The sequence below is a fragment of the Streptomyces sp. NPDC001617 genome (assembly GCF_053596855.1).
On sequence record NZ_JBSFHA010000013.1, the window covers coordinates 45,623 to 67,428 of the forward strand.

Consider the following 21,806-nt stretch of genomic DNA (forward strand, 5'->3'; position numbering starts at 1 on the left):
GTCATGCCTGACCCCGAAGTCGTCGGCACGCCCCAGCGGCTGCGCGGCGGCGTCCTCGGCATGGCGGACATCGCCGCCGCCACCATGGCCAACGTCGGCCCGGCCATGAGCTTCTTCTTCGGCTTCGCCTTCCTGGCCACCACCGCGGGCGTCGCCTCCCCGCTGACCATCCTCGCCGCGGGCGTCGCGGTCGCGCTGCTGGGCAACACGCTCGCCCAGTTCTCCCGGGCGCACCCCTCGGCCGGCAGCTTCATCACCTTCGTCGGCAAGACCTTCGGCCCGGTCAGCGCGGTGACCACCGCCTTGCTGGCCGGCCTCGGCTACATCATCGGGATGGCCGCCGTCATCGCGATCTCCGGCGGCTTCGTCCAGATCACCCTGCACCACTACACCGGCGTCGACCTGCCGTGGATCATCTGGACCCTGCTGCTGACCGGGTTGTCGGTCGTCCTGATGCTGCGCGGTGTGGTCGTCTCCACCAAGTGGGCCGGCTACTTCTTCGGCGTCGAGATGCTGGTCCTCGTCGTGGTCTCGGTCGCGGCGCTCGTGGAACACCGCGGCAACCTCTCCGCCGCCCCCTTCCGGCCCGACCACATCCACGACGGCCTCAAGGGCCTCGCCGCGGGCTTCCCGCTCGCCGTCTACCTCTTCATCGGCTGGGAGAACTCGGCCGCCCTCGCCGAGGAGACGGAGAACCCCCGGCGCAACGTCGGCCGCGCGGTCTTCTTCTCCCTCGCCATCATGACCGTCAGCTACATCCTCTTCTCCTACGCCACCGTCACCGGCTTCGACTACGACGTCGCCCGCCTCGGCGAGGCCCGCATCCCGTTCATCGACGTCGCCCACGACACCCTCGGCGCGCTGGCCTTCCTCGCCTACATCGGAGGCCTGACCTCCACCCTCGGCGTGCTGATCGCCGGCATCAACTCCCAGGCGCGGCTGGTGTTCAACGCCGGACGCGAGGGACTGCTCCCGTCCTTCTTCGGCTACGTCCACCCCACCCGCCGTACGCCGGTCAACGCGATCGTCACCTTCGCCGCGATCTCCCTGCTGATCATCGGCGGCTGGGGTCTCGGGCACCTGCTCGGCCCGAACGGCGGCCCGATGAACCCGGTGGTCTTCTTCACCGAGTCCTCCAGCCTCGGCGCCATCCTGATCCTGCTGGTCTACCTCGCGTCCAACATCGCCCTGCCGTTCTACTACCGCCGCTATCGCCCGCAGGAGTTCCGCGCGGTTCGTCACCTGGTGCTGCCGGCCCTCGGTGCCCTGGCCATCCTGGTGCCGCTGTACTACCTGGCCAAGCCGGGCCAGCCGGCGCCGTACAGCTGGTTCCCCGTCGCCGCACTCGCCGCCCTGCTGCTCTCCGTCGGCTACGCGACCCTCCTGGTCCGCCGCGACCCCGGCCTGGCCGAGCGGGTCGGGTCGGTCGTCGCCGACGCGGAGTGAGCCGGGCGCTCAGCGCAGCGGGTGCAGTGCGGTCAGTTCGGGCGCCGGGCGGCCGGTGACGATCGACTCCGCCAGGAGCTTGCCGGTCACCGGGCCCAGGGCGATGCCCCACATGCCGTGGCCGCCGCAGACGTGCACGCGCGGCGAGCGGGTCGGGCCGACCAGGGGCAGGCCGTCCGCGGTGCAGGGGCGGGGGCCCGCCCACTCGTCGGTGCGGCGGGCGAAGTCGGCCGCGGGGAGGAGCGTACGGGCCGCGTTGACGATCGCCTCGACGCGGCGGGGATCGGCGGGCCGGTCGGGCGCGGTGAACTCCATCATCCCCGCCACCCGCACCCGGTCCCCGAGCGGTGTGCAGACCACGCGCTGTTCGGCGAAGTACGTGGGTCGGGCGGGCAGCCCGTCCGGAGGCAGGCTGAAGCTGTAGCCGCGGCCCGACTGGACCGGCGTGCGGACACCGAAGGGCGCGGCGAGACGGTCGAGCCAGGCCCCCGAGGCCAGGACGGCCACGTCCGCCCGCACGGTCGTACCGTCGGCGGCGAGCGCGGCGACCCCGGTGCCCAGGTCCTGTATCCGTCGGATGTCCGCTCCGGTGACGAACTTCCCGCCCCGGTCCCGCACCGCGTCGGCGAGCGCGGCGGCATACGCCCCGGGGTTCAGACGACGCTGGCCGTGCAGGTGCACGGCGGCCTCGACGCGCGCCGAGAGGGCCGGCTCCCGCTCGCGTGCCTCGGCGCCGGTGAGCAGGTCGTAGGCGACGTCCTGGCCCGCTGCCCGCACCGCTTCCAGCTCCGCCACGACCCCGGATCGGCCGGCCGCCGAGGTGAAGGCGATCAGGTGCGGGTCGCCCGTGCGCGTCGGCTCGGTGATCCCGCCCCGCGCCAGGTCGTCGTAGGCGGCGAGCGCACGGCGGTTCAGCGTGGCGAGTGCCGCCATGGCCACCTGCCACTGCCGGTGGGTGCAGTTGCGGGTGAACGCCAGCAGGAAGCGGGCCAGCCGGAGGTCGGCGCGTGGGGGGATGTAGAGCGGGGAGGCGGGGGAGAGGAACGTGCGCATCCCCAGCTTGAGGGCGGCTGGTTCGGGCAGCGGGACCGTCAAGGCCGGGGAGAGCCAGCCCGCGTTGCCCCAGGACGCCCCCGCCGCCACGCCCCTCCGGTCGACCACCGTGACCTCGACTCCCGCCTCCTGCAGGAACCAGGCCGTCGCCAGCCCCGCCATCCCCGCGCCGACGACGACCGCGCTGCTCGGGCTCATGACCGACTCCCTTCCACGAGGGGCCTGCGCTCCCCGAAGAGCGTGGCCTGTTCGAAGGCGTACCCGGCCCGCAGCACGGCCCCGTCCTGCCGGTGCGGCCCGACCACCTGGAGCCCGACCGGCAGTCCGGCCGGGGTGAAGCCGGCCGGGACGGACAGCGCCGGGCAGCCGGTCATCGTGACCAGGGAGGCCGAGCGCATCCAGTCCAGATACGTCTCCATAGGAGTGCCGTCGACCCAGGGCGGATACGACAGCCCGATGTCGAAGGGCGCGACCTGGCTCACCGGCAGCAGCAGGAGGTCGTACCGCTCGAAGAACTCCCGCACCCGACGGAAGAGCCTGGCCTGGAGCAGCTGGGCGCAGCCCAGGTCCGGGCCGGTGAGCTTGCGGCCCTCCTCGATGTTCCAGATCACGTCGGCGGACATACGGTCGCGGTACAGGTCCAGCAGCGACCCGACGGCGAGCTCCATCTGCCAGGCCCGCTGGACGAGGAACGCCTCGTCGGCACCGGCCAGATCGGGGCAGGCCTCCTCCACCTCACAGCCCAGTCCGGCGAACACCTCCGCCGCGCCCCGCACCACGTCACGGACCTCTGCCTCGACGGGCACGGTCCCGCCCAGGTCGGGCGACCAGGCCACCCGCAGACCCCGCACATCGCTGTCGAGACCCCCGGCGAAGGCCGACCCCGGGGTCTCCAGGGCCAGCGGGCTGCGCGGATCGGGGCCCGCCAGCACGGAGAGGGCGAGGGCGACGTCGGTGACCGTCCGGGCCATCGGTCCCTTCACCGAGAGCTGTCCCCACGGCGCCTTGTCGGGCCATGACGGGACTCGTCCGGGCGAAGGCCGCAACCCCACCACGTTGTTGAAGGACGCAGGGTTGCGCAGCGAGCCCCCGGTGTCGATGCCGTCGGCGATCGGCTGCATCCCGCAGGCCAGGGCCGCCCCCGCGCCGCCGCTGCTGCCGCCCGCGCTGCGGGAGAGGTCGTAGGGGTTGCGGGTGGCGCCGAAGACCGGGTTGACGGTGTGCGAACCCATGCCGAGTTCGGGCACGTTGGTCTTGCCGATGGTGATCGCCCCCGCCCGCCGGAGGCGCTCGACGACCAGATGGTCCCGGTGGGGGACGTGGTCGGCGAAGACGGGGGAACCGTACGTCGTGCGGATGCCGGCCGTGTCGTGGAGGTCCTTGTGCGCGACGGGCAGCCCGTGCAGCGGCCCGACCTCCTCCCCCGACGCCAGCCGCTCGTCCGCCTCGGCCGCCTGCTCCAGCGCCCGGTCGGCGACAAGGGTGACGATCGCGTTCACCGACGGATTGACGCGCTCGATCTGTTCGAGATGAGCCCCGACCACCTCACGGGCGGAGACCTCACGGCGCCGCAGCGCGGCGGCGAGCTCGGTGGCGGTGCTGAAGCACAGGTCGGCGGGGTTCACAACCCTCCCAGGGTTTCCTTGAGTTGGACGACGGCGAGCACCCCGAACACCACGAAGGAGCCCGCCAGCAGCACGTTGGACACGGTCTTGTTGCGGTACGGCGGCTCGACGGTCCGCCGGTTCAGCAGCACCAGCAGCGCCCCGGACAGGCCTGCTCACCGAGGCGGAGATGGCCGCACTCGGCGACGGCACTCCGGCGAACGCCCCCGAGCCGCTCGACGGCCCGCCCGAACTCTCCCGGTCCGACCGGCTGTTGGTGCACGTCCTGGCCGAGGACGGGCGCTGCACCTACGACGAACTCGCCCGCGTATCCGGCGTCTCCGAGGCCACCGCCCGGCGTCGGCTCGGCGCCCTGCGCCGAGAGGGACGCGTCCGCATCCGGGCCGTGATCGAGCCGGTGCTGTGGGTGCGGGCCGCCCCGGCCGCCGTCGCGGCGGTGACGGCCGGCCTCGTCGAGTCCAACCCACGTCCGGTACGTCAGCTACGTCACCGGCGAACGGCAGTTGCTCGTCCTCACCGCCTTCCCGGACGAGGCGGCACTCCACGACTTCGTGACCCGCTCGCCCTGGTCGGACGAAACGGCGTCGGTGGATGTGTCGTTGGTCCTCGGCACACTGAAGCGGGGAGGCATGCCGGCGCCCCGGCCACGCGGCTGACGCCCCCGAACTCCCCTACTTGGCGACCAGCTTGCCCCCGCCCGCCAGGGTGTACGTCTTGCCGCCGAGCGCCTTGTTGGCGGCGAGGGACTTGTCGTAGTAGACGGTGTGGCCGTTACCGGTGATGTTGGTGATCTTCGAGCCGGAGATCTCCGCGCCGGTCAGGCTCGTCAGGGTCGAGTCGGCGGTGACCGTCCAGCTGCTGTTGGAGTCGAGCGTGAGCGCCGCCTTGTTGATCGCGCCCTTCAGCGTGCTGCCCTGCTTCAGCACCACCGAGGCCGAACTGGTGCTGTCCGTGAGCACGCTGCCGGAGAGCTTCTCGCCGTACGCCTTGAGGATCGCCTTGCTCTTCGTGGTCACGTCGAGGAGCTTGCCGTTGCTCTCCTTGACCTCGGCGCCGCCCTTGAGGGTGATGGTGGCGGTGGTGTTCGTGACGTAGAACAGGTCGCCGCCCTTCGCGGTGAGGGAGCCACCGTCCATGGTGAACACGGCGGTGCCGACGAGGGCGTCGCCGGAGCCGCTCTGATGCAGCATCACGCCGTTCTTGCCGCCGGTCACCGTACTGTCCTTGAAGACCACCGAGTTGGCGCCCTCGACGACCGCGCCCTCCGCGCCGGTCGCCGTGACCGTCGCCTTGGTCACCGTGATCTTGCCGGTGGAGTAGACGCCGGGGGCGTCCTGCCCGCTCGTGGTGAACGTCCCGCCGGTGACGTCGACCGTGCCGCTGCCGCGGTCGGTGGCGATGGTCGCCGAGTTGGCTCCTGTGGTGTCGGCCGTGACGTTCTTCAGCGTCAGCTTGCCGCCGCCGGAGGCCATCACGGCGTGCGCGTACCGGCCGGTGGCCTTGATCTTCGTGCCCGTGAGCGTCACGGAGGAGCCGGAGCCGTACGCGAAGACGCCGTTGGCGCCCTTGCCCGTGGTGCTCACGGTGCCGCCGTCGAGGACGATGTCGCCGCCGTTCTCGGCGAGCACGCCCGCGTTCAGGCCGTAGAAGCTGCTCTCGTCCGACGACGACGTGGTGCCGGACGTGGTCACCTTCGCGTCGGTCAGCGTCAGCCTGCCGCTCTTGGTGACCAGGACCGCGGACCTGTCCTTGGTGGACGAGGTGTACGACGCCCCGGACTTCGAGACCGTGCCGCTCTTCAGCGTGTATGTGCCGGTCGCCGTGTACTGCTGCGTCGAGGCACCCGGCCCGCCCTGACCGCCCGACCCGCCCGGCGCCCCGGACGGCGGTGTGCCGCCGGGGCCGCCCGCCTGGGCGGAGGCCGAGGTCGAGGTCGAGGCGGTGGTGCTCGCGGAGGAGCCGCAGCCGACGAGCACGAGGGAGGCGACAAGGGCGGTGGCCGCGAGGACGGATCTCGACAGGTGGCGGGTGGTCGTACGGCTGTTCATCGGTTCCTCCGGCGGATGCGCGCAGCTCACGGGCCGCCTACGGCGGCCGTGTCCCCCACCCTCCGGCTCGCCGTTGTGACCCTGCTGTGCGATGCGTGTGAGCCCCCTGCGAAGGGAGTTAGGGGCACGATCCGGGACGGCCCCCGACGTACGACCCGGGCCGGGGTGCGTGCCGCCGACCCGGTCCCGGCCCTCCCGCAGATCACCGTTCAGGCGACAAGTCGGCCCATGTGATGGCCTAATATCCGAATCGACAACAGAGGGCGTCATGGCTCGTGTGCACATCCATGGGAACGGAGAGGATCACTTGCCCCCCAAGGATCGGGCCCACGAGAGCGGCGCCGTTCTCGTCGGCAGACACCCGCAGATCGAGTGTCTTTCCGCGGTCGTACAGGATCTGACCGACGGCCGGGGGACGGTCCTGGAGGTCACTGGTGAGCCGGGGATCGGCAAGACCGCCCTGCTCGCCCTGCTCGCCGAGCGGGCAGCCGGGGCAGGGGCCCTGGTGGCGCGATCCCACGCCGCGCGCGGTACGACGCAACCCGGCCAGGTCATCACAGAGGTGCTGGACGCCCTGGGGGTGGGGGAGTCCCCAGCGGACCAGGGGCCCGGCGGCGGCGCGGGTGCCGAGGGGCGGAGCGTACTGGGGCGCTGGGCGGCGCGGCGCGGCGGCGTGCTTGTCCTCGACAACGTTCATCTGTGCGACGAGCAGTCCGCGAGACTGATCGCGCAGCTTGTGCGGACACCCCCGCCCGGCCCGTTCGTCCTGGCGCTGGCGCACCGCCCGCGCCAGTCCAGCCCGGTACTCAGAGAAGCGCTCGAACACGGCGTCGAGACCGGCTCGGTCATCCGCCTGGCCGCGTCCTCCCTGGACTGCCGGGCGATATCCGCGTTGCTCGGACACAGGGGGTCTCACACTGACACCACCTCCGGGCACGCCTTGTCCGACTCGGCGCGTGACCATGCGTACACCGAGTGGGGCGCCTCCCCGGCACCCGTGGTCGACGGCACCTACGCCGAGCAGTTGCACGCCGCCTCCGGCGGCAACCCGCGGATGCTGCGGATCCTCGTCGCGGCGCGGTGGGACCCGGACGAGTGGCCGCTGAGTGCCGGTCCGGACCGGGACGGCATGCTGCGGGAGGCCGCCTCCGTCGTCAGCGAGCTGGACTCCCTCACCGCTGACGCGGCGCTCTCGGTCCACGTCGCCGCCGTTCTCGGCGATCCCTTCCTGCCGGACGACGTCGCCGCGGTCTCCGAGCTCGGCCTGGAACGAGCCCTCGGAGCGTTCACCGAACTCGTCGAAGCGGACTTGATACGGCCGCTGCCCTCGGGAGGCGGCTACGTCTTCCGGCACCCGGTGCTCGGCCACGTCGCCCTGGAACACGCTTCGCCGTCCCTGCGCGTGCACGCCCACACACGGGCCCTGGATCTGCTCACCACGCGAGGAGCGTCGGCACTCCGACGTGCCCGGCAGGCCGAGCACCTGGTGGGCGCGGGCAGTGCGCGGGCCCGGCAGGTTCTGGTCGAGGGCGCGGCGGAGGCGATGGGCAAGTCGCCGGCTGTCGCTGCCCGTTGGCTGCGCCTGGCGCTGGACCACCTGCCCGCCGGGGACAGGATCAGCGCGGCCCGGGTCGTTCTGGTGCTCGACTCCTGCCGGGCCCTCAGTGCCGTGGGCCGCCTACGGGAAGCCCGTTCCCTGGTACATGATCTGCTCCGGCACCAGTCGGATCTCTCCGAGGACCTGCGGCTGAGCGCCTACGCCGTCTGCGGAGAGCTGGAGCGGCTGCTGGGCCGCCACCAGGAGGCCGAAGCCGTGGTCCGGACGGCACTGGACCTCGTCCCCCGCCCACTGCCGGTTCCGCTCCCGGCACCGGCGGCCGAACTGATCACCACATACGGGCGAGTGCAGTTGTTCCGGGGCGCCTACGGCGAGGCACGTGACGTGGTCCGCGAGGCGGCGGAGGCTGCCGGAGCGGCCGGCCCGGCGGTGCCCTACCTGCGGGCCCTGGGCGCCCTCGGCGACACCCAGCTCGGGCTGCTGCCCGAGGCCGCCACCGAGGTCACCCACTGTGCGCGGATCGTGGACGCCCTGCCGGACGCCGCTGCCGTCACCATGCCCGACGTCCTGGCGATGCTCGGCTGTGCGGAGTTGTTCCAGGAGCGGTTCCATGACGCCTACCGGCATCTGGAACGAGGACTTCAGGCAACCACGGGTGCCACCCGGAGGTTCATCCGGATCAACCAACTGGTGGCCCTGTGCCATCTCGACCAGCTGACGGGGCGTCTGGAGTCGCTCTGTCGCCGTGCCGGGGAGGCCGAGCTGCTCGCCCGGATGAGCGGGGTCGACGAAGCCGCCGGGATCGCCATGATCCTGCGGGGGACGGGGCTGCTGTGGACACGTCCACGGCGGGACACCGACAGACTCCTCGAACTCACCGGGGAAGGACTCTCCCTCGCCCTGCGCAAACGGGGCTGGCGGGCAGCCGTGGCGGTCGGCCTGCACGCCCACGCCCAGTTGATCGGAGGGGACCCGGCGGGCTGTCTGCGCACCCTCGTGGAGGAGGGCGGCCCGCAGCTGCGGCGGCTGCTGCGGACCTGGCAGCCGTCTCTTCTGGCCCTCGCCTCCGTCGCGGCACTGCGGTGCGGGGACATCGACGCCGCACGCGACTGGGCCAGGACGGGGGAGGCCGTCGCCGAGGAGTTGGGGCTGCCGCTGCAACAGCAACACGTGCGCAGAGCCCGGGCCGCGCTGCACGCCGCCGAGGGAGAACACCACCTGGCGGCAGGGCTGTTCCACGAGGCCGCGGAGTCGTTCCGCCGCGCGGGCCTGCCGGTGGAACACGCCTGGACCCTGGTGACCGGGGCGCCTTCGGTCCACGCGGCCCATGGCACCCAGCAGGCGCTGGAATGGCTCGACACGGCGGGAAGGACCGCTCGGGCCTGTGGCGCACAGCGGATCCGTGAGGAGGCGGCACGGGTCAGGGCCCTGCTGCCGGCTTCCCACGCCGCCACCGGTGCAGAGGTCGCAACGGCGCAGGACGCGGGCGCCCCGGCGACGATGGTCCTTCTCACCGAGCGAGAGCGGGAGATCGCGGAACTGGCGGCAGAGGGCAAACGCACCAAGGAGATCGCGGAGCAGCTCTTCGTCAGCACCCGGACGGTCGAAACCCACCTGGGCCGTATCTACCGCAAGCTCGGCATCCCGTCCCGGGCGGCACTGCCGCGCGCACTCGGCCAAGTGGTCCACCGGCCGGCCGTCTGACCGGTCGCTCTGATCCCACCCCGTCGCCTGCGGGCCCGCCCGGGCCGTCCGCTGCGCTGACCTGTTGATCCGTCAGGGGTGCGAGGCTCTGTACCTGGACCTCGCACGCCAGGTTGCCGTCCCGAACCAGTAGCCGAAGGTCGTTGCGGACCGTCCTGAAGCCCTGCATACAGGCGCCGCCGGCCATCGCCGGATCGGAGCCGGTCCGCTCTGGCTCCGGCGTCCGTCCCCTCGGCGTCAGGCGGCGGACTGCTCGTGCAGGCTGTGGGCGACCGCCAGGAACAGGTGCAGGTTCGTGATGTCCTTGGCCAGATGGTTGGACCAGAGGACGGGGGCGCCCGACGAGTCGGTGGTCATGATGCGGACCAGGCCGCCCGCGGCACGGACCTCCCGGACCTTGGGCCAGGGCATGTTGCCCTTCCCCCGGGCGCTCACGGCCGTGCGGGAGAGCGAGAGCCCTCCGAACGGGACCGTGCCGCCCTCGCGAAGCGTCTCCAGCACGGCCGGTCCCTGGGCGCGCAGCACCGCGTCCTGCATCCGGGGACCCCAGACGTCGGGATCCTCGTAGAACTCCGTGATCCGCACCGACCCCTGGCCGGGGGTGCTCGCCGAGTAGACGTACTTGGTCGGCGCGGGCACGCCGTTGATGACCAGTTGGACGATCTCCTGCTGGAGGCGCAGGGAGTCCCAGCGCAGGGCGACCGGCTCGCCGCCGGACGGCGGGTGCACGACCAGCCCCTCTTCGAAGAGGTGCAGTCGCTGGGCGGCCCGATTCCGGCTGAAGTCGGGGAAGCGGCGCATGGCGAACCAGTAGTACAGCAACCCGGGGACCAGGAACAACGACATGAGCATGAGGCAGTTGAAGACATGGGCGGCGTACGCCACCCGGCGGAGGCGCTTCGGCACGAACACGACCTGGAGAGCCCCCAGCCGATGGCGGGCGGCCAGGTCGGCGACCTCGGGCGACGCGGGGGTGAGTGGAGTCATGAGGACGAGCCTCCGAGCCGCGTCCGTACGTGACAACCGTGGATCTACGTAAGGCGGTTACGTATCTTCCGCGCGCGGGTGGCCGGCCCGCCGGGTCGGTGTCGGTGTCGGTGGGGGCGGTTACCGTACCGGTCACGTCGGGGGCGATCGCGTCCTGCTGGCCGCGTCGGGCGATGGCGAAGAAGACGACGTGGTGCTGCTGGGGGACCCGGTGACCGGCGAGCAGGTGGGCGGCCCCCTGCGGGAGAACTCGAAACAGGGTGGGCTCGTCGTGGCGATGGCGGCCCTGCCGTTCGCCGACGGGCACACCCGGCTCGCCACGGCGCACTACGACGAGGACGACGACGGGCATGTGGTGTACCTGTGGGACACGGCGGCTCGGACATCGCGGTCGTGACCCACCGCCGATCGTCTGCCTGAAGGACGGGTCGGTGTGACTCCTCAGACGCCTGGCGACAGCTGACCGCGCATGCGAAACGAGGTAGCCTCCGAAGACCGCCCTTGACCTGCAGAAGCAGGCAGGGAGCAGACGAATCGGGAGTTGCTTCATGTTTCGTACCATGTTCAAGTCCAAGATCCACCGTGCCACCGTCACCCAGGCCGACCTGCACTACGTGGGATCGGTGACCATCGACGGCGACCTCCTCGACGCCGCCGACCTGCTGCCCGGCGAACTCGTGCACATCGTCGACATCACCAACGGCTCCCGACTGGAGACCTACGTGATCGAGGGCGAGCGCGGGTCCGGCGTGATCGGGATCAACGGGGCCGCCGCCCATCTCGTCCACCCCGGCGACCTGGTGATCATCATCAGCTACGCTCAGGTGACCGACGCCGAGGCCCGGGTACTCGAACCCCGGGTCGTGCACGTGGACCGCGACAACCGCGTCGTGGCCCTGGGCGCCGACCCGTCCGAGCCGGTACCGGGCTCGGACCAGCAGCGCAGCCCGCAGGCCATACCGGTCTGCCCCCTACCGACGCCCGGACCAGGAGCGTGCCCATGAGCGACATCGAGATCCGCGACGACCGGGCGGCAGGCCGCCTGGAGGCCTTCGGCGACGGTGCGGACGGCGAAGTCGTCGGCCACATCGAGTACTTCGTCCTCGAAACCCCCGCGCGCGCCCTGGTCCCCGTCCACACCATCGTGGAGCCGGCCCACGAGGGGAAGGGCATCGCGGGAGCGCTGGCGCGCGAGTTGTACGCCGTCGCCGAGCGCGAGGGCGTCGTCGTCGCCCCGCTGTGCCCGTACGTCGTCAAGTGGGCCGAGCGCCACCCCGACGTCGCTCCGCCGGCCGACCCGGCGCTGCTGCGGGCGGCGAAGGAGTGGCTGGTGGCGCATCCTGGCCGGTTCTGAGCCGACGTGCCTGAACGCCGTAGCACACCGCACTTTTGAGAGAGACCCAGCCCCGCATGCTCGCCCTCCTGCACACCTCGCCCGCGCACATCCCGGTCTTCGACGCCCTGCGCGACGAGGACCACCAGGGCCTGGAGCTACGGCACTTCGTCGACGAGGAGTTGCTGGCCCGGGCCCGGCGGGAGGGGCCGGAGGCGGTGGCGGACGAGGTGCGGGCCGTACTGTTCCGCGCCGTCGCCGAGGGCGCGCGGGCCCTGCTGTGCACCTGCTCGACCATCGGCGGCGTCGTGGAGGCGGCCGGTGCGGAGGCCGGGCTCCCGGTGCTGCGCAGCGACCGCCCGATGGCGGCAGCCGCCGTCGCCGCCGGCTCGCGGATCATGGTCCTCGCCACGGTGGAGAGCACGCTCGAACCGACGGTGTCCTTGATCGAGGAGGAGGCGCGTCGCGCCGGGTGTTCGGTCGGGGTGGAGGCTCGTCTCGGCGGTCGGCCGGTCGGGGAGGAAGCCGGTGCGGGCCGCCCGGTCGTGGAGGAGGCTCTTGGTCGGGGTCGCCCGGCGGGGGAGGAGGCTCTTGGTCGGGGTCGCCCGGCGGGGGAGGAGGCTCTTGGTGGGGGTCGACCTGTCGTGGAGGAGGCCCGTTGTGGTGGGTTCCCGGTCGGGGTGGGGGTTCGTCGTGGCGGGCGCCGGGATGGGTATGAGGGTCGTCGCGCCGGACTCCCGGCTGAGGTCGAGGCTCGTCTCGGCGGTCGGCCGGTCGGGGAGGAAGCCGGTCGTGCGGGCCGCCCGGTCGGGGAGGAAGCCGGTCGTGCGGGCCGCCCGGTCGTGGAGGAGGCTCTTGGTGGGGGTCGACCTGTCGTGGAGGAGGCCGGTTGTGGTGGGTTCCCGGTCGGGGTGGGGGTTCGTCGTGGCGGGCGCCGGGATGGGTATGAGGGTCGTCGTGGCGGGCGCCGGGATGAGCATGAGGATCGTCGCGCCGGACTCCCTGTTGAGGTCGAGGGCCCTCTCGGCGGGGGGCCGGTCGAGGTGCGGACGCGGCTCGTCGAGGGGGCCTGGGAGTGCTTCGCGGCGGGTGATGACGAAGGCTGCGCACGTCTGGTGGCGGTCGCCGCCGACGCGGTTGCGGACGCCGACGTGATCGTTCTCGCCCAGGGCTCCATGGCCCCGGCCCATCAGCTGACGACCACGCCGGTTCCGGTGCTGTCCAGCCCCCGCGCGGGCCTCGCGGCGGGCGCCGTGGCCGCGCTCGGCGGGTAGGCCCACCTGGGCGCCTGCCGTCATACCGGCGGGTGAGTGGGGAAGCGGCCGTCGGGTAGGCGGGGGAGTAGTCCAGAGCCGACGTCGACCGACTGGCCGGAGGACGCCATGACCGACCCGTACCCGGACCCTCTACCGCCGGGCCCCAGCCCCGCCCCGAAACCCCAGCCCCCGGACCCGTATCCCTCCCCGGTCCCCACCCCCGAACCACTCCCCTCCCCGGAGCCCACCCCGCTCCCCCAGCCACCGTCGCGCCCGAGGCCGACCCCGCCCCCGGACCCCTCCCCGTCACCGGTCCCCCCGGGCCCGGAACCGGTACCGAACCCGGAGCCGGGACCACCCCTGACCTGAACCCGCGAACGTGAGAGACGGCCGCAGGAGGGGCCGGAGACAGTGGTCGAGGCCCCATCTGCCCGGCCCGGCGCGAGGTCAAGGCCAAGCCGCCGTAACGAGGTTGTCGTGCGCGACGAGGAGACGGTCGCCGCGGAGCTCCGCCGCAACCGCGAGGCCGGCGCGACCGAGGTGGTGTTCACGGCGACGGACCTGGGCGGCGAGGAGGACCGACGCAGCGCCCGGAAGCTGCTGGGAGAACTGGCGTCCGGCTGAGAGCCCCACTGTGCCCGCCGAATCCTGCGTCGTCGCCGAAACGTCGTCGCCGAAACGTCGTCCCCGAAAAGACGGGCGGCGGGCGACCGCTCGGGCCGCCCGCCGCCTCGTACGGCTACTCGCCTAGGCGGTGACCTCCGACCGGTCCCCGCCCCACAGCGTGTGGAACGAGCCGTCCCGGTCCGTCCGCCGGTAGGTGTGCGCACCGAAGAAGTCACGCTGGCCCTGAGTAAGGGCGGCCGGCAGCCGCTCGGCGCGCAGGGCGTCGTAGTAGGCGAGGGCCGCGGCGAAGCCCGGGGTCGGGACGCCCTGGCGGGTCGCGGCGACGATGACCTCGCGCCAGTCGTCCTGGGCGTCGGCGATCTCGCGCGCGAACGTCTCGTCCGAGAGAAGGCTCGGCAGGTCGGCCCGGGTGTCGTACGCGGACCGGATGCGGTCCAGGAACGCGGCGCGGATGATGCAGCCGCCCCGCCAGATCGCGGAGACCGCGCCCAGGTCGATGTCCCAGTCGTACTCCTCGCGGGCTGCCGCGATCTCGTGGAAGCCCTGGGTGTAGGAGACGATCTTGGAGGCGTAGAGGGCCTGTTCGACACGGTCGGCGAAGGCCGCCGCCTCGGTCTCGGAGAGAGGCGTCGCCTTCGGGCCCGCCAGACCCCGGGACGCCTCGCGCAGCGCCGCGTGGCCGGAGAGGGAGCGGGCGAAGACCGCTTCCGCGATGCCCGAGACCGGGACGCCGAGGTCGAGGGCGATCTGGACCGTCCAACGGCCCGTGCCCTTCTGTTCCGCCTGGTCCACCACCACGTCCACGAACGGCTTGCCCGTCGCCGCGTCCACGTGGGACAGCACCTCGGCGGTGATCTCGATGAGGTAGGAGTCCAGGCGGCCGGTGTTCCAGGTGCGGAAGATCTCCGCGATCTGTGCGGGGGAGTAACCGGCCACGTCGCGCAGCAGCTGGTACGCCTCGCCGATCAGCTGCATGTCCGCGTACTCGATGCCGTTGTGGACCATCTTCACGAAGTGCCCGGCGCCGTCCGGACCGACGTGCGTCACACAGGGCGCGCCGTCGGCCGCCTTCGCCGAGATCTTCTCCAGCATCGGGCCGAGCGAGTCGTACGACTCCTTCGGGCCGCCCGGCATGATGCTCGGGCCGTTCAGCGCGCCCTCCTCGCCGCCGGAGACGCCCATGCCGACGAAGTGGATGCCCTGCTCGCGCAGCGCCTTCTCACGGCGGCGGGTGTCCGCGAAGTGCGCGTTGCCACCGTCGATGATCATGTCGCCGGGCTCCAGGAGCGGCGCGAACTCGTCGATCACCGCGTCCGTCGGGCCGCCCGCCTTGACCATGATGACCAGCCGCCGCGGCCGCTCCAGCGCCGCCACGAACTCCTTGGCGGTCTCCGCCGCGATGAAGTCGCCCTCGTCCCCGAACTCCTCCACCAGGGCGTGCGTACGCGCCGCCGTCCGGTTGTGCAAGGCGACCGTGTAGCCGTTGCGCGCGAAGTTCCGGGCGAGATTGCGGCCCATGACCGCGAGTCCCGTGACGCCGATCTGGGCTGTGTTGCTCATTCGGTTGGCTCCTTGAGGATCCGGTATCGGTGGTGCCGGTCGTGCCCGTCAGTATCGCCCCACCGACCATCCTGACGTGCCGGTACGCCGAGCGCGTGTCCGGGTCGCCCGCTGTTCCGCAGCCTGATACGCACGACCGGCCCCACCTGCCTCAGCACTTCCGCAACTGCGGTGTATTCCTGTTTCCCCGGGAGACAGCACGGCCGAATTGCCGTCTTGTCATGGCCTGTTCGGGGCGCTTACTTTTGGCCCTCCTGACGCATGTCGAGGGGGATCTTCATGGCCGTACGCGGCCGGCACCGCCGGTATCAGCCGAACAGGATCAACCGGGCCTCACTGACCGTCACGGCCGGAAGCGCCGGCATGGCGATCCCGCTGATCGGCGCCGGCACCGCCCACGCGGCCGACGTGTCCACCTGGAACAAGGTCGCCGCCTGCGAGTCCAGCAACAACTGGAGCATCAACACCGGCAACGGCTTCTACGGCGGCCTGCAGTTCACCCAGTCGACCTGGGAGGCGTACGGCGGCGCCCAGTACGCCCGGCGGGCGGATCTGGCCACCAAGGACCAGCAGATAGCCGTGGCCGAGAAGGTGCTCGACGGGCAGGGGCCGCGGGCCTGGCCGGTCTGCTCGGTGCAGGCCGGGCTGACGCGCGGCGGGAACACCCCGGACATCCACACCGCGGACGTGAGCACCAGGAAGACCTCGGTCAAGGACGTACAGCCGCAGACCACGCCCCAGTCGAGGGCGGGCACGGCCGAGATGTACACCGTGGTGCGCGGGGACTCGCTCTCGCAGATCGCCGAGACCGAGCATCTGCCGGGCGGCTGGCAGCGTCTGTACGCCGCGAACCGCAGGACGATCGGATCCGATCCGGACCTGATCCTGCCGGGCCAGCGCCTGAACCTGCACGGCAAGGCCGCCGCGCCGACGACCCACAGAAGCTCCAAGTCCTCGACGGAGAAGGCCTCTTCGCACACCGAGGTGCACACCGAGGAGAAGACCGGCACCCGCCACTCCCTGGTCGCCCCGGTCAACGCCGCGATCGGCACCGGGTACCACGTGGCGGGTTCCTCCTGGTCGAAGGGCTACCACACCGGCGTCGACTTCCTCGTCCCCACCGGCACTTCGGTGAAGGCGGTCGCGGCGGGCCATGTCGTCAGCGCCGGGTGGGGCGGGTCCTACGGCTACCAGGTGGTGATCCGGCACTCCGACGGGCGCTACACGCAGTACGGCCATCTGTCGGCGATCTCCGTGCGGGCCGGGCAGAGCGTGGGCGAGGGGCAGCGCATCGGCCGCTCGGGGGCCACGGGCAATGTGACGGGCCCGCATCTGCACTTCGAGGTGCGGACGGGGCCCGGCTTCGGTTCGGACATCGACCCTGTCGCCTATCTCAGGGCCGGCGGCGTCAGGATCTGACCCGCTCCCGGTGCCGGTCCGCGACCGGCACCGGGACGTACGAGCCGCCGTAGAAGGGCCCGTAGAAGCGGTACCGGGTGGGGTCGGTGAGCAGCTCGTCGTCCTCGGCGGACTCGTCGTACGAGACCTCCAGGACCGACGGTCCGACCTGGGCCGGTACCAGGACCGCCTCCCGGGGCACGGACAGTGGCTGCTCGGGGAGCTCGGCGAGCAGTTCCTCGACGGGCGTGGGCTCGCCGACGGGCTCGGCCGCCTCCGGCTCCGCGGTGCTGCGGGCCAGCCGCTCCGTCGTGAGCAGGATCAGGCCGCCCGCCGCGACCACGCCGCAGCTCAGGGCCAGCGCGGTGCCCGTGGAGCCGTACCGGAAGGTCTCGCCGAACATCGTGATGCCGACCGCGGCCGCGATCACCGGGTTCACGACGGTCAGGGTGGCCAGCGGGGCCGCGAGGCCCGCGCCGCGGTAGGAGGCCTGGGAGAGGAGCATGCCGGCCGTGGCGAAGACGCCGATCACGGCGAGGGACGGCAGGTCGGAGAGCGTGACCCCGCCGGTCCAGTCGACCGCGACCGTCTTGGTGAACACCGAGGACATGCCGAACGCTATGCCGGACCCGGTCGCCAGCAGCATGCTGCGCACCGCCGGGTGCCGGTGGGCGGCCCGGGCCGCGATCATCAGGGCCACGACCACGCCGCCGGTGACCACGGCGACGGCCACCCGCTGGGCGGTGTCCAGTGAATGCCCGTCCGAGGAGCCGACCAGGGCGAGCAGACCGGCGAGGCCGACGGTCGCCATGATCGCGCCCCGCCAGGCGGTGGCGCCGGCCTTGCGGCCCACGAACAGCGCGGCCATCGGCAGCGCGAACACGATCGTCAGGGCGCCCAGCGGCTGCACCAGGCTCAGCGGGCCGTAGGCCAGCGCCACCACGTGCAGCAGCCCGCCGAGGCCGTTGAGCGCGACCGCCGCCCACCAGGTCGGCCGGCGCAGCGGCGCGTACTGCTCGCCCGGCGAGGACACCGCCACGTGCTCCTGCACGATCGCCCCGCCGGCGTAGGCGACGGCGGAGACGAGGGACAGGATCACGGACAACGCGAGGGCGCTCATGAGCTGCTCCTCTGCGTGAGGCGGGGGCGGTGACCCCTGCGCGACGAACGGTCGGCCTTCATAACGAACACGATGCCCTGTCGATCTGTTCCCGTCGTCGTCCCTGAGCAGGCATTGGGTCCTACTGCCGATGGAGTACGAATCGGGCACTGTCCTCCCCAGGGTGGGCGACAGGAGGCGGACACCCCCTGGAGGCATCCCCTAGGGGCCTTGGTACTACTGCTCCTCGTGGACCTCGACCCCGATCTCGCCGCCCTCACGCCGCTCGGCGGCTTCTTCGTACTACGCACGGGCGGAGCGGCACGCGGACCACTGCCGACGCTCGCGCAGGTGTACGAAAATCGGCCATCGGAGGTTTACGGAAATTCTATTACTTTCCGTGTGGAAAAGGTCGCCGCCGCTCTGCGTGCCCCCGAGCTGCGGATCGCGGCCTCCATCTTCCAGCAGGGGCTCGCGGCCCGGCTGTGGTCGGTGACGCTGGGCTGCGCGGTCTCCTACGGTCGAGTCCCCGACCTCGACCCCGGGTCGCTGCACTGGGACCCCGGCGCGAGCGCCCCCGACGACCTGTGGCTCTCGCAGGTCCGGCCGCGGCCCGCCGACGCCGCGACCCTCGTGGACGTGGTCCTGCGCGGACACCTCGAACCGCTGGCCGCGGCCCTCCGCGCGCACTACCGGATCGCTCCCGGTCTGCTGTGGGGCAACGCTGCCTCCGCGCTCACCGGAACCGCCCGGCAACTCGGTGCCGCGGCGCGCCCCCTCACCGTCGCACTCCTCGCCCACCCCCTCCTGTCCGGCACCGGTACCCTCACCGGCACCGCCTTCCGGCGCCGCAGCTGCTGCCTCTACTATCGGGTGCCCGGCGGGGGAACGTGTGGTGACTGTTGCTTCACACGACCGCCGCGCTCTTCCCCGCGCGGCTCATCTGGGTGACCATGAGGGAGCCGGTCGTCAAGACATGGGGGTTGCGGGTGCGAGTGGGACTGCTGACCCGGGAGTACCCGCCGGATGTGTACGGCGGCGCGGGCGTCCATGTCGAGTTCCTCGCCCGGGAGTTGACCTCCCTGGTCGACCTCGAGGTGCACTGCTGGGGCGAGGGCCGCGGAGTGGGCGTCGTACGCCACCGCTCCTGGGCCGCCCTCGACACCGCCAACGACGCGCTGCGCACCTTCTCCGTGGACCTCGCCATGGCCGCCGGCCTCGAAGGCCGCGAGCTCGTCCACACCCACACCTGGTACGCCAACCTCGCCGGCCACTTCGGCAAGCTGCTGTACGGCATACCGCATGTGATGACCGCGCACTCGCTGGAGCCCCTGCGCCCCTGGAAGGCCGAGCAACTCGGCGGCGGATACGCCCTGTCCAGCTGGGCCGAGCGCACCGCGATCGAGACCGCCGACACGGTGATCGCCGTCTCCGGCGCGATGCGCGAGGACATTCTCAGCTGCTATCCGACGCTGGACCCGGCCAGGGTCCAGGTCGTGCACAACGGCATCGACACCACCCTGTACCGCCCCGACCCCGGCACCGACGTCCTCGACCGCATCGGCCTCGACACCGACCGCCCCTACCTCCTGTTCGTCGGCCGGATCACCCGGCAGAAGGGCGTGCCCCACCTGCTGCGCGCCGTCCGGGACATCGACCCGGGCGTCCAGGTCGTGCTGTGCGCGGGAGCACCGGACACCCCGGAGATCGACCGCGAGTTCCGCGAGCTCTACCAGGAGCTGAGCCGGGTGCGCGAGCACGTGCACTGGATCCCGCAGATGCTGCCGCGTCCCGACGTGATCCAACTCCTCACGCACGCCGCCGCCTTTGTCTGCCCCTCGGTGTACGAACCCCTCGGGATCGTCAACCTGGAGGCGATGGCCTGCGGCACACCCGTCGTGGCCTCCCGGATCGGCGGCATCCCCGAGGTCGTGGACGACGGCAGGACCGGTCTGCTCGTCGACGTGGACGACGACTTCGAGGCGAACCTGGCGCGGGCGCTGGACGCGGTGGTCGGCGATCCGGAGGTGGCCCGGCGGATGGGTGAGGCCGGACGGCAGCGCGCGGTGGAGGAGTTCGGCTGGGATGCCGTCGCCCGCCGTACGGTCCGGCTTTACGAGGAGATCCTCAAGCAGGAGTAGAAAGCGGAAACAGAACAGTCGGGAGTTCCTCGAACAGGCTTACACCGCTCTGCTCAGGGGCAAGGATGGATCAACCACGGTGAGGGGAGCGGCCATGCGTCGTGGCGGACCTTCGGTGCTCGGGATCGTACTGGCGGGCGGAGAAGGCAAACGCCTGATGCCCCTGACAACGGACCGCGCGAAACCCGCCGTCACCTTCGGCGGTACGTACCGGCTCGTCGACTTCGTGCTGTCCAACCTGGTCAACGGCGACATCCTGCGCATCTGCGTGCTGACGCAGTACAAGTCGCACTCGCTGGACCGGCACATCACCACCACCTGGCGGATGTCGAGCCTGCTGGGCAACTACGTCACCCCGGTCCCGGCCCAGCAGCGGCTCGGCCCGCGCTGGTACCTGGGCAGCGCCGACGCGCTCCTGCAGTCCCTGAACCTGGTGCACGACGAGAGCCCCGAGTACGTCGTGGTGTTCGGCGCCGACCACGTCTACCGCATGGACCCCCGGCAGATGCTCAACCAGCACATCGAGAGCGGCGCGGGCGTGACGGTGGCCGGCATCCGTGTCCCGCGCTCCGAGTCCTCGCAGTTCGGCGTGATCACCCCGGGCTCGGACGGTCTGACCGTGGAGCGCTTCCTGGAGAAGCCCGCCGACCCGCCCGGACTGGTCGACGACCCGGAGACGGTCTTCGCCTCGATGGGCAACTACATCTTCACCACCAAGGCCCTGATCGAGGCGCTGCAGCGGGACGCCGAGGACGAGAACTCGGTGCACGACATGGGCGGCTCGATCCTGCCCCAGCTCACCGACCGCGGCGAGGCCCAGCTCTACGACTTCAGCGCCAACCACGTGCCCGGCGAGACCAACCGCGACCGCGGCTACTGGCGGGACGTCGGCACCCTCGACGCCTACTACGACGCCCACATGGACCTGATCGCCGAGCGCCCCGCCTTCAACCTCTACAACCGTCAGTGGCCCATCTACACCCACGCCAACCAGCTCTCCCCGGCCCGCTTCAACGCGGGCGGCATGGCCAGCGAGTCGATCATCAGCGCCGGCTGCCTCATCCGCGGCCAGGTCACCCGCTCCATCCTGTCGCCGGGCGTCAGGATCGACCCGGGAGCGGTGGTCCAGGGCTCGATCCTGCACGACAACGTCCACATTGGCCGTGGCGCGGTCGTGCGCGGGGCGGTCCTGGACAAGAACGTCGAGGTACCGCCGGGCGCGACGATCGGCGTCAACCCGGAACGGGACGCGGAGCTGTACACCGTCTCCAAGGGCGGGGTGATCGCGCTGGGGAAGGGGCAGATCGTCTCGTAGGCGCCGCTCCGGTCAGCCGGCGGACTCCTGCATGGCCCGGAAGTTCTTCATGATGGCGTCGGTCGTGGGCCGCATCTCCCGGGTCGGGCTGAACTGCAGCGCCTCGGTGCCGGGCGCGGTGCGCACGGGGACGTGACCGGGCGGTGCGTAGTAGGCGTCGCCCTCCTCGTAGACCTCGTCGTGGTCCGCGTAGTGGAAGGCCAGCTGCCCCTTGAAGACATAGCCCCAGTGCGGGCACTGGCACCGGTCGTCGGGCAGTCCCTTGAGCAGAGGCGTGTGATCGACGTTCTCGCGGAAGGTGATGAAGTCCACCGTGTAGTCGTCCAACTCCTCCGACCGGTCGAGAACGATTCCGAAGTCGCCGCCCTGGCTGGCCGTCTCCCTGGATACCTTCGACATCTCCCTCACCCCTTTCTGCCGAGTGACACCCCCATTCTTCGCCGGTGCCGGTGAGGGGGCCACTCGCCGGGTCCGATCAACTTGTCATGTCCCTGACGATCACGCCTATCGAGGTGCGGGCCCTGACCTGCGAGAGGAGCAACGGGGCCGTCCAGGCCCTGATCCGCGACGCGTCGCAGCCGAACCCCGTGGGATGCACGGGCAACTGACCATCTGACCGGATCATGCAGACAACGATGTCTCACGCTCCGGAGGCT

19 protein-coding genes and 2 pseudogenes are annotated in these 21,806 nt (G+C 71.6%); 13 read left to right on the top strand and 8 right to left on the bottom strand.

Features of this window, described 5'->3' with window-relative positions; all coding sequences use genetic code 11:
- Nucleotides 1–3 precede the first annotated feature (3 nt).
- Nucleotides 4–1,446: an APC family permease gene (locus ACWC09_RS12805; RefSeq protein ID WP_450850544.1), complete on the top strand. Its 1,443-nt coding sequence runs from the start codon at nt 4–6 to the stop codon at nt 1,444–1,446.
- Nucleotides 1,447–1,455: 9 nt separating this feature from the next.
- Here ACWC09_RS12805 and ACWC09_RS12810 read toward each other — a convergent pair whose 3' ends face one another.
- Genes ACWC09_RS12810 through ACWC09_RS12820 form a run of 3 tightly spaced genes read right to left on the bottom strand, consistent with a single transcriptional unit; the run spans nt 1,456 to nt 4,255 of the window.
- Nucleotides 1,456–2,697 carry an NAD(P)/FAD-dependent oxidoreductase gene (locus tag ACWC09_RS12810; protein WP_450850545.1) on the bottom strand — a complete coding sequence of 414 codons (1,242 nt, stop codon included), beginning with the start codon at nt 2,695–2,697 and terminating at the stop codon, nt 1,456–1,458.
- Entirely contained in the window at nt 2,694–4,124 is a 1,431-nt protein-coding gene (locus tag ACWC09_RS12815) for an amidase (RefSeq protein ID WP_450850546.1), read from the bottom strand. The genes ACWC09_RS12810 and ACWC09_RS12815 overlap by 4 nt, the downstream gene beginning before the upstream one ends.
- Nucleotides 4,121–4,255 carry a hypothetical protein gene (locus ACWC09_RS12820; protein ID WP_450850547.1) on the bottom strand — a complete coding sequence of 45 codons (135 nt, stop codon included), beginning with the start codon at nt 4,253–4,255 and terminating at the stop codon, nt 4,121–4,123. The genes ACWC09_RS12815 and ACWC09_RS12820 overlap by 4 nt, the downstream gene beginning before the upstream one ends.
- Nucleotides 4,256–4,293: 38 nt before the next feature.
- Here ACWC09_RS12820 and ACWC09_RS12825 point away from each other — a divergent pair, with 38 nt between their 5' ends.
- Nucleotides 4,294–4,905 (top strand): AsnC family protein, encoded by a 612-nt coding sequence (locus ACWC09_RS12825; RefSeq protein ID WP_450850548.1) that lies wholly within the window; start codon nt 4,294–4,296, stop codon nt 4,903–4,905.
- On the opposite strand, the gene ACWC09_RS12830 is transcribed toward ACWC09_RS12825, so the two are convergent.
- On the bottom strand, nt 4,796–6,172 hold the full coding sequence (locus ACWC09_RS12830) for a right-handed parallel beta-helix repeat-containing protein (protein WP_450850549.1): 1,377 nt from the start codon (nt 6,170–6,172) through the stop codon (nt 4,796–4,798). The genes ACWC09_RS12825 and ACWC09_RS12830 overlap by 110 nt on opposite strands.
- Nucleotides 6,173–6,479: 307 nt before the next feature.
- On the opposite strand from ACWC09_RS12830, the gene ACWC09_RS12835 reads away from it, so the two are divergent.
- Nucleotides 6,480–9,434, top strand: a complete 2,955-nt coding sequence (locus ACWC09_RS12835) for a LuxR C-terminal-related transcriptional regulator (protein ID WP_450850550.1) — start codon at nt 6,480–6,482, stop codon at nt 9,432–9,434.
- Between the two features lie 237 nt (nt 9,435–9,671).
- On the opposite strand, the gene ACWC09_RS12840 is transcribed toward ACWC09_RS12835, so the two are convergent.
- A complete protein-coding gene (locus tag ACWC09_RS12840) occupies nt 9,672–10,421 on the bottom strand; it encodes a DUF6585 family protein (RefSeq protein WP_450850551.1) in 750 nt (249 codons plus the stop codon).
- A gap of 190 nt (nt 10,422–10,611) precedes the next feature.
- Here ACWC09_RS12840 and ACWC09_RS12845 point away from each other — a divergent pair, with 190 nt between their 5' ends.
- The 6 genes and pseudogenes from ACWC09_RS12845 to ACWC09_RS12870 form a co-directional block, all read left to right on the top strand.
- Entirely contained in the window at nt 10,612–10,818 is a 207-nt protein-coding gene (locus ACWC09_RS12845; RefSeq protein WP_450850552.1) for a hypothetical protein, read from the top strand.
- Nucleotides 10,819–10,969: 151 nt separating this feature from the next.
- Nucleotides 10,970–11,425, top strand: coding sequence for an aspartate 1-decarboxylase (gene panD / locus ACWC09_RS12850; protein ID WP_450850553.1), 456 nt, complete (start codon nt 10,970–10,972; stop codon nt 11,423–11,425).
- Nucleotides 11,422–11,775, top strand: a complete 354-nt coding sequence (locus ACWC09_RS12855; RefSeq protein WP_450850554.1) for a GNAT family N-acetyltransferase — start codon at nt 11,422–11,424, stop codon at nt 11,773–11,775. The genes panD and ACWC09_RS12855 overlap by 4 nt, the downstream gene beginning before the upstream one ends.
- A gap of 56 nt (nt 11,776–11,831) precedes the next feature.
- Nucleotides 11,832–12,254: pseudogene (locus ACWC09_RS12860) on the top strand (arylsulfatase); the annotation flags it as partial.
- A gap of 543 nt (nt 12,255–12,797) precedes the next feature.
- Entirely contained in the window at nt 12,798–13,028 is a 231-nt protein-coding gene (locus tag ACWC09_RS12865; protein WP_450850648.1) for a hypothetical protein, read from the top strand.
- A 456-nt stretch (nt 13,029–13,484) separates the two neighbouring features.
- Nucleotides 13,485–13,634 (top strand): annotated as a pseudogene (locus ACWC09_RS12870) (LLM class F420-dependent oxidoreductase); the annotation flags it as partial.
- A 123-nt stretch (nt 13,635–13,757) separates the two neighbouring features.
- Here the strand turns inward: ACWC09_RS12870 and gndA are convergent.
- Nucleotides 13,758–15,197: an NADP-dependent phosphogluconate dehydrogenase gene (gene gndA, locus ACWC09_RS12875; RefSeq protein WP_450850555.1), complete on the bottom strand. Its 1,440-nt coding sequence runs from the start codon at nt 15,195–15,197 to the stop codon at nt 13,758–13,760.
- Between the two features lie 279 nt (nt 15,198–15,476).
- Between gndA and ACWC09_RS12880 the strand changes: the two genes are divergently transcribed.
- On the top strand, nt 15,477–16,616 hold the full coding sequence (locus ACWC09_RS12880) for a transglycosylase family protein (RefSeq protein ID WP_450850556.1): 1,140 nt from the start codon (nt 15,477–15,479) through the stop codon (nt 16,614–16,616).
- Here the strand turns inward: ACWC09_RS12880 and ACWC09_RS12885 are convergent.
- Nucleotides 16,606–17,715, bottom strand: coding sequence for a DMT family transporter (locus ACWC09_RS12885; protein WP_450850557.1), 1,110 nt, complete (start codon nt 17,713–17,715; stop codon nt 16,606–16,608). The genes ACWC09_RS12880 and ACWC09_RS12885 overlap by 11 nt on opposite strands.
- Before the next feature lie 210 nt (nt 17,716–17,925).
- Between ACWC09_RS12885 and ACWC09_RS12890 the strand changes: the two genes are divergently transcribed.
- The 3 genes from ACWC09_RS12890 to glgC all read left to right on the top strand — a co-directional run bounded on the left by ACWC09_RS12890 (nt 17,926) and on the right by glgC (nt 21,150).
- Nucleotides 17,926–18,645 carry a (2Fe-2S)-binding protein gene (locus ACWC09_RS12890; protein ID WP_450850558.1) on the top strand — a complete coding sequence of 240 codons (720 nt, stop codon included), beginning with the start codon at nt 17,926–17,928 and terminating at the stop codon, nt 18,643–18,645.
- A 38-nt stretch (nt 18,646–18,683) separates the two neighbouring features.
- Nucleotides 18,684–19,835: a glycogen synthase gene (gene glgA / locus ACWC09_RS12895; protein WP_450850644.1), complete on the top strand. Its 1,152-nt coding sequence runs from the start codon at nt 18,684–18,686 to the stop codon at nt 19,833–19,835.
- Between the two features lie 94 nt (nt 19,836–19,929).
- A complete protein-coding gene (glgC, locus tag ACWC09_RS12900) occupies nt 19,930–21,150 on the top strand; it encodes a glucose-1-phosphate adenylyltransferase (protein ID WP_450850559.1) in 1,221 nt (406 codons plus the stop codon).
- A gap of 12 nt (nt 21,151–21,162) precedes the next feature.
- On the opposite strand, the gene ACWC09_RS12905 is transcribed toward glgC, so the two are convergent.
- Nucleotides 21,163–21,549, bottom strand: coding sequence for a hypothetical protein (locus ACWC09_RS12905; RefSeq protein ID WP_450850560.1), 387 nt, complete (start codon nt 21,547–21,549; stop codon nt 21,163–21,165).
- Nucleotides 21,550–21,806: the final 257 nt, after the last annotated feature.

Bases quoted from the DNA above. Each gene is read 5' to 3' on its own strand.
- ACWC09_RS12905 (WP_450850560.1), bottom strand. From the start codon at position 21,549: ATGTCGAAGGTATCCAGGGAGACGGCCAGCCAGGGCGGCGACTTCGGA.
- ACWC09_RS12885 (WP_450850557.1), bottom strand. From the start codon at position 17,715: ATGAGCGCCCTCGCGTTGTCCGTGATCCTGTCCCTCGTCTCCGCCGTC.
- ACWC09_RS12840 (WP_450850551.1), bottom strand. From the start codon at position 10,421: ATGACTCCACTCACCCCCGCGTCGCCCGAGGTCGCCGACCTGGCCGCC.
- ACWC09_RS12830 (WP_450850549.1), bottom strand. From the start codon at position 6,172: ATGAACAGCCGTACGACCACCCGCCACCTGTCGAGATCCGTCCTCGCG.
- gndA (WP_450850555.1), bottom strand. From the start codon at position 15,197: ATGAGCAACACAGCCCAGATCGGCGTCACGGGACTCGCGGTCATGGGC.
- ACWC09_RS12855 (WP_450850554.1), top strand. From the start codon at position 11,422: ATGAGCGACATCGAGATCCGCGACGACCGGGCGGCAGGCCGCCTGGAG.
- panD (WP_450850553.1), top strand. From the start codon at position 10,970: ATGTTTCGTACCATGTTCAAGTCCAAGATCCACCGTGCCACCGTCACC.
- ACWC09_RS12810 (WP_450850545.1), bottom strand. From the start codon at position 2,697: ATGAGCCCGAGCAGCGCGGTCGTCGTCGGCGCGGGGATGGCGGGGCTG.
- glgC (WP_450850559.1), top strand. From the start codon at position 19,930: ATGCGTCGTGGCGGACCTTCGGTGCTCGGGATCGTACTGGCGGGCGGA.
- ACWC09_RS12825 (WP_450850548.1), top strand. From the start codon at position 4,294: ATGGCCGCACTCGGCGACGGCACTCCGGCGAACGCCCCCGAGCCGCTC.
- ACWC09_RS12880 (WP_450850556.1), top strand. From the start codon at position 15,477: ATGGCCGTACGCGGCCGGCACCGCCGGTATCAGCCGAACAGGATCAAC.
- ACWC09_RS12805 (WP_450850544.1), top strand. From the start codon at position 4: ATGCCTGACCCCGAAGTCGTCGGCACGCCCCAGCGGCTGCGCGGCGGC.